We start from the raw sequence: 8392 nt of genomic DNA, 5'->3' as shown, positions 1-8392 counted from the left end.
GTCTTGGGGGGCGGCGGCGATAGGCCGCCCCCCAAGTCGGTGTGGGCCGACGCCCACGGTTTTGACTTTAAAACATTTCACATCAGCACTTTATACATCACGCTTGTCGATTCCAGCATGCCTTGCGTTGACATCGCATAGTGCGGGATCGTTCCGCTGAGGGTGAAGCCCAGATTTTCATACAATGTCTGCGCCGGACTGCCCGTCACCGTATCCAGCACCAGCAGGGTTTTGCCTTCTTCGCGTGCCAGCGCTTCGACTGCTGTCATCAGCTGACGGGCGATCCCTTTACGGCGGCCGTCGGGGTGAACCATCAGTTTTACAACATCGCCACGATGGATACCGTTGGCGGGCTGATCGACGACCAGTTGCACGGTACCGGCAATTTTCCCGGCCACCCGCGCCACCAGCAGACGCTTTTCGCCACGCTCAAAAGCCGGTAAAAGTTTTTGCCAGAAGGCCTGCGCCTGCACAAAACCAAAAGGCAAAATGAATCCGATACTTGCGCCGAGTGCGACGGATTGCATCAGCGTCTCCGCCAGCGCATCCAGATCCGCAGGCGTCAGCACGCCGCCCTGCACTTCGCTGATCACCACTTCTTCATTGCTGTTTTGCATGGGAATAACCCTTTTCATCAGATGTTAAGGACGTGAAATAACGATGGCGTAACGGGCATCCTGCGGGCCGGGTACGTGAAAAGATGATGTGCCGTGAAGATGAAAACGCAGACAGTCTCCCGCCTCCAGCCGGTAACAGTGGCCATCGAGGGTGAATTCCAGCACACCTTCCAGCATCCAGATATGCTGTTCGAGGCCGTCCACCGGCGGGGAATCATACGAAATTGTCGCGCCTGACTTCAGCAAGCCGGAAATCAGCTCAGCACGAAAACCGGGGGCCGGCGCGGAGACTGAAAGACGCTCAAAACCGGTTTCGCGATCATGCCAGACCGGTTGCTGCGCGCGGCGGATAAGCTCCGGCGGGTTGTCTTCCAGCGCCATCAGCAGGCGTGAAGTCGTTAGCCCGTAAGCCGCGCTTAGTTTGCCCAGCAAAGATGCCGTCGGGCTGGTTTCTGCCCGCTCGACTCGCGAAAGTGTGGCACGGCTGATACCGGTCAGTTGCGCCAGTTGTTCAAGTGACCAGCCCTGCCCGATACGTAATTCTGCCAGACGCTCAGCGAGACGCAGATCGTGACTTTCCTGCCCTTCTTCCATTTTCTTACCCTGCTGTTAAATCTCAATATCGGGAAAATATCTCTGATATGAGAACATTGCAAGTTAAAATAATGTAGGCGAAAAGTATTAGGCAAGTTGTACAAAAATAATAAAGTTGTACAGCTTTGCAATCTGGCGCTAGAGTTAAGATCAGTGAGTGCGAAAATTTTGGAATTCATTATGTCTCTTTACAGCATCGGCGAAGTCGCCCGAATTTGTGGTATCAACCCGGTCACGCTGCGCGCCTGGCAACGCCGTTACGGCTTGCTAAAACCGCAGCGCACCGAAGGCGGCCATCGTCTGTTTAATGATGATGACCTTGATACCATTCGCACTATTTTGGGCTGGATTAATCGCGGGATACCTGTTGGTCAGGTGAAATCCCTGCTCGAAGGCAAAGTGGATGCACTGCCGGGCGGCTGGTCGCAGTCTGAACACAGTTTGCTGACTGCGCTTCAGGAAGGTCGAAGCAATAAAGTCCGTCAGTTGATGATGGAACTCGGTCGCGAATATCCGGCGGCGTCGTTTGTGAATAACGTGCTCAGACCCTTGCGTTCGCGTCTCAGTGCAGGGGATCCGCGCCTGCTGATGTTACGCAGCCAGCTTGACGGCCTGATCATTGAGCACGCGGTGATGTGCATGGGTGCCGCCCGTAAACGTCCCGGCAATCCGGCGACGCTGGTTGGCTGGGGACATCTGGACAGCACCGAGCTGTGGCTGGAAGCCATTGTGCGTTGTGAGGAAGGGATGCAGGTGGAAATCATGCCGGTTCCCCTCGATGACCCGCATCTTGAAAATCTCAGTGGTTCGCAAATTCTGTTATGGGCTGAAGGCAGGCTGACGCAAATTCAACGCCAGCGTCTGCTGAACTGGGTTGAACAGGGGCTGTCGATCCTTCTTCTGGGCAGTTCTGCCCTGTTGCTCGGCTCACAAGAGAGCGAAGACGAAAACGACAATGTCGAAACACTTCACGGTGCAGGCGCGCCTCCTGTTCTTGAGATAGTGCCAGTGCGTAATGAAAGGAAAAAATAATGATTACACATTTTCCTGAACCCGCGATACCCGCTGATGTTCTGACACGGCTTTGCGAATTTTACAGCCATCTTGATGTGAGCCAGCTGCCGCAGCTTTCGCGAATTTATCATCCGCATGTGGTGTTCATTGATCCGGTTTCGCATTACGACGGCGTGGAAGCCCTCGAACGTTATTTCGCACAGTTGCTCAAAAAAGTGAATTATTGCCGCTTTGATATCCAGCCTCCGCTGACCTCTGGCGCTGAAGCGTCGCTGTTCTGGCGTATGGAGTTTTCGCATCCGGCACTGAAAAAAGGTCAGGCCATGTTTCTTGATGGCGCCAGCCATCTGCGCCTGGCGGACAACCGGATTGCCTATCAGCGCGATTATTATGATCTCGGTGCAATGCTGTATGAGCACATTCCGTTGCTCGGCGGCGCTGTGCGCGCAGTTAAAGCCAGGTTGAAATAATGCGCCGCGTCCTGATCACCGGTGCCAGTTCGGGTATCGGAAAACAGCTGGCTCAGGACTATGCCGCAGAAGGTTGGGAAGTTATCGCCTGCGGACGTGACGGCGAAAAACTCACAGCCGTCGCCGCCGCCAGTCCGCTGATTATCCCGCTACGATTTGATATCACCGATTTAACAGAAACCCGTCAGGCTTTGCAGGATGTGCAAGCAGATCTGGTGATCCTGTGCGCCGGAACCTGCGAATATCTTGATGACGGCGTGGTTGAAGCTGAAAAAGTCGCCCGCGTGATGAACACCAATTTCATCGGCCCGGTCAATTGTCTCGATGCCCTTCTGCCGCGCCTGGCTTCCGGCAGTCGTGTGGCGCTGGTCGGTTCCACCGCCTGGCTTTTACCTTTTTCACGCAGCGAAGCCTACGGTGCTTCGAAAGCCGCGCTGGCCTTTTTCGCACGCTCTCTGGCTGTGGATCTGGCCAGGCGTCAGATCCATATTTCCCTGATCCAGCCGGGATTTGTCGAAACGCCGCTGACAGACCGTAATGATTTTCCGATGCCAATGATGGTGACGGCAGCGCAGGCATCCAAACACATCCGGAAAAAACTGGCGCACGGAGCCAGTGAAATTGCCTTCCCTCCTCTTTTTGCCCGTTTGCTAAAAACTGCCGCGCTGCTGCCGGTCGGTATGCAAAAATGGTTATGCCGGAAAATGGTGAAATAAAATGACGACTAAAGTGGCTATAGTGGGCAGCGGGATTTCAGGGCTGAGTTGTGCCTGGTTGCTGGCAAAGAATCAGCCGGACTGCGAAATTACCGTCTTTGAGGCGTCGGCAACCTTAGGCGGGCACACCGCCACGCAGGATGTGATGTCAGACGGCCAGGAATACGCCGTCGATACCGGATTTATTGTCTATAACTCGCGCACATATCCGCATTTCATTGCCCTGCTTAAAGAGCTGGGCATTGAAGGTCAGCCGACGGAAATGAGTTTTTCTGTGCGTAATCCGCTCAGCAAACTCGAATATAACGGGCACTCGCTCAACAGCCTGTTTGCTCAGCGGCGAAACCTCTTCAGGCCGCGGTTCTGGCGGTTTATTTTCGAAATCTTGCGCTTTAACAAATTGTGTAAGGCACGTCTGCTCAATCCGCACAACGACGAAGACACGCTGGCTGATTTGCTGGATCAAAACGGATTCACCCCGTTCTTCGCCCTGCACTATGTGCTGCCGATGGGCGCGGCGATCTGGTCTTCTTCGCTGAGTGATATGGCTAATTTTCCGCTGTCGATGTTCCTGCGCTTTTTCGACAACCACGGGCTGCTGGATGTGACAAATCGTCCGCAGTGGATGGTGGTGCCGGGAGGTTCGCGCGAGTATATCCGCCGGATGCAGGAGAAACTTCCCGCCAGCGTAAAACTGCTGACCAGCACGCCGGTCACTGGCGTTGTCCGCTCGGCCGGCGGCGTGACGCTGCATTCAGCGCGGGGTGAAGAACAGTTTGATCAGGTCGTTTTCGCCTGCCATTCCGACCAGGCGCTGAACATTCTGGGTCAGAGCGCAACGGACACAGAAAAAAGCATTCTCGGTGCGCTGCCATATCAGGCCAATGACGTCATTTTGCATACCGACACGCGCCTGTTGCCTCGCGAGAAACGCGCCTGGGCGAGCTGGAATTATCAGTTACCGAATACGCTCCATCCGGCGGAACGTGCGGACATGCGCGATGCCAGTCCCGCGCACAGCCGGCGTGCCAGCGTGACCTATAACATGAATATTTTGCAGGGGCTGAACGCGCCGCAAACGTTTTGTGTTTCCCTCAATCCGCTGATGCCGGTTGATGAAAGCAAAATTTTATTCCGCGCCACTTATATGCATCCGGTGCTGAACCTGGCCAGCCACCATGCGCAGCAGGAGCGTTACCGGATCAACGGCCACCACAATACCTGGTATTGCGGCGCGTACTGGTATAACGGTTTTCATGAAGATGGCGTTAACAGCGCACGCGACGTGGCGGAACAGCTGAGCCTGCGGTTGTTCAGTTTGCAGGCCGGTCGCGGGCAGGATAAACGGGAGGCGTCATGAACAGCCAGTTATATGTTGGCACGGTGCGCCATCGCCGGTTTACGCCGGTTGAGCACCGTTTTGACTATGACATTTTCATGCCGCTGATTGATCTCGATGAACTGGACGCATTGCCCGCTCTGGGTATCCGGCTGGAAAAATTTTCTCCGGCCAGTTTTCGCCGTAAAGATTATCTCGGTGGTGGCGATATCAAAACCAAAGCGCAGGCCAGAATTGCCGAACTGACCGGCGAACGCCCCGAAGGACGCGTCATGCTGCTATGTCAGCTGTGTTATTTCGGCTGTTATTTCAATCCGGTCAACTTCTACTACCTCTATGATCACAGTGGAATTTTGCGCTGGATGCTGGCCGAAGTGCGTAATACGCCCTGGAACGAACGCCACACCTACGCGGTGCTCCCTGACGGCTCGCAGCCGGTACCGAAAGCCTTTCACGTGTCGCCCTTCAATCCGATGGACATGGTCTATCACTGGCGCCTGACACCCCCGGGAAAACAGTTACACATCACTATCGAAAATCACCGTAAAGAACGTGAATTCGATGCTGCCCTTTCACTGACTGCCCGCCCGCTGACCCGCGAAGCGCTGCGTCAGCAATTGTGGCGGCTGCCCCTGATGACCGCAAAAACCGCGCTGACCATTTACTGGCAGGCGCTGAAACTGTGGCTGAAACGGGCCCCCATTTATTCTCATCCTCCCGTTGATAAGGATTGACCATGAGCCAACCTGAAGTGCAGCTCGCCCGCGAAGGGGCGAACAACAGGCGCAGCAAGGCCGCACGCGCATTGATCCTGAGCGTGCTGAAGCAGCTAAAAGGAGCCGGTCTGACCCTGCGGGAGCCGGGCGAAGAAGCTATTTTCTTTGGTGATCACGCCGCGCCTTTGCAGGGCGAAATCGAAGTACATCATCTGCGCGCATACCGCCGGGTGTTGTTGGGCGGCAGCATTGCAGCAGGCGAAAGTTTCATTGATGGTGACTGGACTACGCCGAATCTGACGACGGTGTTACAGCTACTGGCGGAAAACCTGAAACTGGTGGATAAGCTCGAGGCGCGCCTGAGCTGGCTCAGCACGCCCGCCAATAATCTGATCCACTTTTTCCGCCGCAACAGCCCTTCTCAGGCACGAAAAAATATCTCCGCGCATTACGATCTGGGCAACGATTTTTATCAGGGCTTTCTCGATGAGAAAATGCTCTATTCTTCCGCCTGGTATCAGGAACCACAAATGACGCTGGAGCAGGCGCAGGAAGCCAAAATGCGCCGTCTGTGCGACCAGCTGCAGCTGCATGCGGGAGATCATCTGCTGGAGATCGGCACCGGCTGGGGCGCGATGGCAGAATTCGCCGCGCGCGAATACGGCTGTCAGGTGACGACCACCACCATTTCCCGCGAGCAATATCGCTTTGCCTGCGAGCGTATCGAAAAAGCCGGGCTGAGCGACCGCGTCACCGTATTGTGCGAGGACTACCGTTCGCTGCGCGGCCAGTTCGACAAACTGGTGTCGATTGAAATGATTGAAGCGGTCGGAAAGCGTTATCTCTCAACCTTTTTCAAACGCTGTAACGCCCTGCTCAAACCCCAGGGACGCATGGCAATACAGGCGATTACCATTGCCGATCAGCGTTACGCGTCTTACAGCCGCAAAGTCGATTTCATCCAGCGTTATGTGTTTCCTGGCGGCTTTCTGCCCTCCATCACCGCCATGAATGACACCATGACACGCTGTACCAGTCTGGTGGTTCGCGATTTGTTTGATATCGGTTCCGATTACGCCCGCACCCTGCATGAATGGCGCGAGCGCGTGCAGCGTTACTGGAATACACAAACCGGTGACGGGCAGGACGAACATTTCCGCCGCCTGTGGCTGTTTTATCTGTGCTATTGCGAGGCCGGTTTCCGCGCCCGCACCATCAGCACCGTACAACTGACTGCCGAGCGACGCGGATGATGTCCCTGCGCTTCTGGTTGCTGGCAGCAGGCTTCGACGTCTGGTGGACGCTGGCAGTCTGGGGGCGCGACCGTTTTATTATTTTCCTGCTGATCAGCAGTTTTCTGATGCTGGCGTTCACCCCGTCGCGCCGCCGTTTGTGGGTCGCGGTGGCCTGTACGCTGGGCATTATGATGGATTCGTTGTGGTGCATTTTGGGTCTGTTTGAGTTTACGGATTCTGCCGCCGTGCCACCGTGGATGATGGCGCTGTGGCTGGGCTTCAGCGCCTGGTGGCTGTGGCTGCTGGGGGTTTTACAGCTGAAAGTGTACTGGTTAATTCCGCTGGGTGCCGTCAGCGGCCCGTTTGCTTATTTTGTCGGAATGCACCTTGGTGCGATGCAACTTCAGACCACGCCGTTGTACGTCTGGCTGGCGCTGGCCGCGGGTTGGGCACTGTTTTTACCGCTGATCAGCCTGCCGGTTTTGATCAGCCAACATTCACTGCGGAGAAGCTGATGAAAGCACTGTTAACCACCGCACTGATGCTGGTATTTTCCACCCCGCTTTTCGCTGCTGTGCCCTGGGAACAGTGGAAACCTGTCGGACACGCCACGCTCAGCTGGGGGCCTTTTGAGGTTTACAACTCGCAGTTGCTGACTCCCGACGGCAAATATCAGCCGCAAAAATGGCCGCTGGCTTTGGACATTGATTACCTGCGCAGTATTGATCGCGAGGAACTGACCAAAGCCACCGAAGAACAGTGGCAGGCACTCGGATTACTGACACAAGCGCAGAAAAATGGCTGGCTGGACGCGGTTGAAAATACCTGGCCGGACGTCAGTAATGGCAGCGAAATCATTTTTGTCGCCACAGAAAACGGCGGACAATTTTACAGCCGTGCGGCCAACAGCGTGATGATTAACCCGGCAGGCAAAGCGTTCACCCCGGCTTTTCGTGATGCCTTCCTGGCCATCTGGCTCTCCCCTGAAACGCAATATCCGGATTTACGCAACAAACTGACCGGTGCCACAGCATCGGATTGACATCCTTCTGACCGGAGGCTTTATGACTGTTTTTCGCCAGAGTTTTTTCGCACTACTGATGGGCTGCATTGTGATCCTCAGCGGCTGCAAAGCCAATATCGAGGATTACGCTCAGGCTCAGCCAAAGCTGGATATTTTTACCTGGTTCGCCGGTGACAGCGTGGCGTACGGCATGGTGCAGGATTACAGCAACAAACAAACGCGACGCTTTACCGTGAAAATTCGTGGTGACGTGGCAGGCGATACGCTGACGTTGCATGAAGATTTTGTGTATGACGACGGCGAGAAGCAAACCCGCGTCTGGCACATCCGTAAACTCGCTGACGGCAGCTATACGGGCACGGCGGGCGATATTATCGGAACTGCCACCGGTCATTCTGCCGGCAACGCGTTTAACTGGAAATATGTGATGGATGTGAAATCAGGCGGCAGCACCTACCGCCTGACCTTCGATGACTGGATTTATCAGCAGGACGAACAGCACCTGTTCAACGTGACCTCGCTGTCAAAATTCGGCGTAGAAGTCGCACGGGTGTCGATCTTCTTTGAGAAGAAACAGGGTTAACTCGATCTGCTCCCTCCCGTGCAAACGGGAGGAGTGGGGTATTAATGGCGTCGCCGGAGTCGCCAGCTAAACCCCCTCCCGCCC

The 8392-nt window shown here is 55.3% G+C and carries 11 protein-coding genes; 9 read left to right on the top strand and 2 right to left on the bottom strand.

The features are described 5' to 3' along the window. Positions 1–77: 77 nt before the first annotated feature. Positions 78–617, bottom strand: coding sequence for a GNAT family N-acetyltransferase (locus tag J1778_RS00340; protein ID WP_217171523.1), 540 nt, complete (start codon positions 615–617; stop codon positions 78–80). 24 nt (positions 618–641) lie between these two features. After that, positions 642–1211: a helix-turn-helix domain-containing protein gene (locus J1778_RS00335; protein ID WP_217171522.1), complete on the bottom strand. Its 570-nt coding sequence runs from the start codon at positions 1209–1211 to the stop codon at positions 642–644. A 180-nt stretch (positions 1212–1391) separates the two neighbouring features. Between J1778_RS00335 and J1778_RS00330 the strand changes: the two genes are divergently transcribed. From J1778_RS00330 to J1778_RS00290, 9 genes are read left to right on the top strand one after another with little or no spacing between them, the layout of a single operon-like run. Continuing rightward, on the top strand, positions 1392–2243 hold the full coding sequence (locus tag J1778_RS00330) for a MerR family transcriptional regulator (RefSeq protein ID WP_217171521.1): 852 nt from the start codon (positions 1392–1394) through the stop codon (positions 2241–2243). Next, positions 2243–2695: a nuclear transport factor 2 family protein gene (locus J1778_RS00325; protein WP_217171520.1), complete on the top strand. Its 453-nt coding sequence runs from the start codon at positions 2243–2245 to the stop codon at positions 2693–2695. Before J1778_RS00330 ends, J1778_RS00325 begins: the two co-directional genes overlap by 1 nt. Next, positions 2695–3411: an SDR family NAD(P)-dependent oxidoreductase gene (locus tag J1778_RS00320; protein WP_217171519.1), complete on the top strand. Its 717-nt coding sequence runs from the start codon at positions 2695–2697 to the stop codon at positions 3409–3411. Before J1778_RS00325 ends, J1778_RS00320 begins: the two co-directional genes overlap by 1 nt. Before the next feature lies 1 nt (position 3412). Continuing rightward, positions 3413–4771, top strand: coding sequence for an NAD(P)/FAD-dependent oxidoreductase (locus tag J1778_RS00315; RefSeq protein WP_217171518.1), 1359 nt, complete (start codon positions 3413–3415; stop codon positions 4769–4771). Further along, complete coding sequence (locus J1778_RS00310; RefSeq protein WP_217171517.1) at positions 4768–5484, top strand: DUF1365 domain-containing protein; 717 nt, start codon at positions 4768–4770, stop codon at positions 5482–5484. The genes J1778_RS00315 and J1778_RS00310 overlap by 4 nt, the downstream gene beginning before the upstream one ends. 2 nt (positions 5485–5486) lie before the next feature. Next, a complete protein-coding gene (locus J1778_RS00305; protein WP_217171516.1) occupies positions 5487–6719 on the top strand; it encodes an SAM-dependent methyltransferase in 1233 nt (410 codons plus the stop codon). Next, entirely contained in the window at positions 6716–7216 is a 501-nt protein-coding gene (locus J1778_RS00300) for a DUF2878 domain-containing protein (RefSeq protein WP_217171515.1), read from the top strand. The genes J1778_RS00305 and J1778_RS00300 overlap by 4 nt, the downstream gene beginning before the upstream one ends. Further along, a complete protein-coding gene (locus tag J1778_RS00295; RefSeq protein WP_238484491.1) occupies positions 7216–7743 on the top strand; it encodes a hypothetical protein in 528 nt (175 codons plus the stop codon). The genes J1778_RS00300 and J1778_RS00295 overlap by 1 nt, the downstream gene beginning before the upstream one ends. Positions 7744–7765: 22 nt before the next feature. Continuing rightward, positions 7766–8308: a DUF3833 domain-containing protein gene (locus J1778_RS00290; protein WP_217171514.1), complete on the top strand. Its 543-nt coding sequence runs from the start codon at positions 7766–7768 to the stop codon at positions 8306–8308. Positions 8309–8392: the final 84 nt, after the last annotated feature.

Source organism: Rahnella bonaserana (genome assembly GCF_019049675.1).
Lineage (GTDB): Bacteria > Pseudomonadota > Gammaproteobacteria > Enterobacterales > Enterobacteriaceae > Rahnella > Rahnella bonaserana.
Note: the sequence above shows the minus strand (reverse complement) of the source record. Positions and strands in the feature narration are given on the sequence as shown.

Bases quoted from the DNA above. Each gene is read 5' to 3' on its own strand.
- J1778_RS00340 (WP_217171523.1), bottom strand. From the start codon at position 617: ATGCAAAACAGCAATGAAGAAGTGGTGATCAGCGAAGTGCAGGGCGGC.
- J1778_RS00325 (WP_217171520.1), top strand. From the start codon at position 2,243: ATGATTACACATTTTCCTGAACCCGCGATACCCGCTGATGTTCTGACA.
- J1778_RS00295 (WP_238484491.1), top strand. From the start codon at position 7,216: ATGAAAGCACTGTTAACCACCGCACTGATGCTGGTATTTTCCACCCCG.
- J1778_RS00305 (WP_217171516.1), top strand. From the start codon at position 5,487: ATGAGCCAACCTGAAGTGCAGCTCGCCCGCGAAGGGGCGAACAACAGG.
- J1778_RS00335 (WP_217171522.1), bottom strand. From the start codon at position 1,211: ATGGAAGAAGGGCAGGAAAGTCACGATCTGCGTCTCGCTGAGCGTCTG.
- J1778_RS00315 (WP_217171518.1), top strand. From the start codon at position 3,413: ATGACGACTAAAGTGGCTATAGTGGGCAGCGGGATTTCAGGGCTGAGT.
- J1778_RS00290 (WP_217171514.1), top strand. From the start codon at position 7,766: ATGACTGTTTTTCGCCAGAGTTTTTTCGCACTACTGATGGGCTGCATT.
- J1778_RS00300 (WP_217171515.1), top strand. From the start codon at position 6,716: ATGATGTCCCTGCGCTTCTGGTTGCTGGCAGCAGGCTTCGACGTCTGG.
- J1778_RS00310 (WP_217171517.1), top strand. From the start codon at position 4,768: ATGAACAGCCAGTTATATGTTGGCACGGTGCGCCATCGCCGGTTTACG.
- J1778_RS00330 (WP_217171521.1), top strand. From the start codon at position 1,392: ATGTCTCTTTACAGCATCGGCGAAGTCGCCCGAATTTGTGGTATCAAC.
- J1778_RS00320 (WP_217171519.1), top strand. From the start codon at position 2,695: ATGCGCCGCGTCCTGATCACCGGTGCCAGTTCGGGTATCGGAAAACAG.